The sequence below is a fragment of the Vibrio sp. D173a genome (assembly GCF_030248475.1).
In genome coordinates, this window is the sequence record NZ_JAHGAH010001338.1 from 1 (window position 1) to 793 (window position 793).

The 793-nt window shown below is 40.7% G+C and carries 1 protein-coding gene; it reads left to right on the top strand.

Annotation, left to right across the window (positions count from 1 at the left end):
- Positions 1–123: 123 nt before the first annotated feature.
- Positions 124–793: substrate-binding domain-containing protein (locus KIV40_RS33210; protein ID WP_285353655.1), on the top strand; the 670-nt coding region annotated here is incomplete at its 3' end.

Genomic DNA, 793 nt, shown 5'->3' on the forward strand with positions numbered 1-793 from the left:
AATATGTCACAAGCCTTTGGTTGAATTATTGCAGTTCAAAACATAAATCGAACTGATTATTCAGCATCTTAATGATTACAGATGTTTAACTCCATTAATTCATTTATCAACTTGGAGGTTGATGTGAAAATTAAAGCGCTTATTGCTACTACAACGGTTGCTCTGACAATGGCTACAGGTGGTGTTGCTAATGCTGCATCTCGTGACTATATCAGTATTGTTGGTTCATCGACTGTATTCCCATTCGCGACTGTTGTTGCAGAGCGATTTGGCCGTACTTCTTCTTATCCGGTTCCAAAAATTGAATCAACAGGTTCAGGCGGCGGTTTAAAACTATTTTGTGCGGGTATCGGCGAAAATACACCAGATATCACCAATGCTTCTCGTAAGATTAAATCTTCAGAAGTTGAATTGTGTGCTAAAAACGGTGTTAACGACATTGTTGAAATTAAGATTGGCTTTGACGGCATCGTTTTAGCTAACTCTAAAAAAGCTGAGCAATTTGAACTGTCTCTACAAGACGTTTACAAAGGCGTAGCGAAAATGGTGCCTGATGCAAACGGCAACCTAGTAGAGAACCCATACAAAACATGGAAAGAGGTGAACCCAGCTCTTCCAAACATCAAGATTGAAGTTCTTGGTCCTCCACCAACATCAGGTACTCGCGATGCGTTTGCTGAGCTTGCACTTGAAGGCGGTTGTAAGACCTTCCCTGAAATCAAAGCAATTAAAAAGACTGACAAGAAGAAATACAAAGCAGTTTGTCACTCTGTACGTGAAGACGGCGGCTACA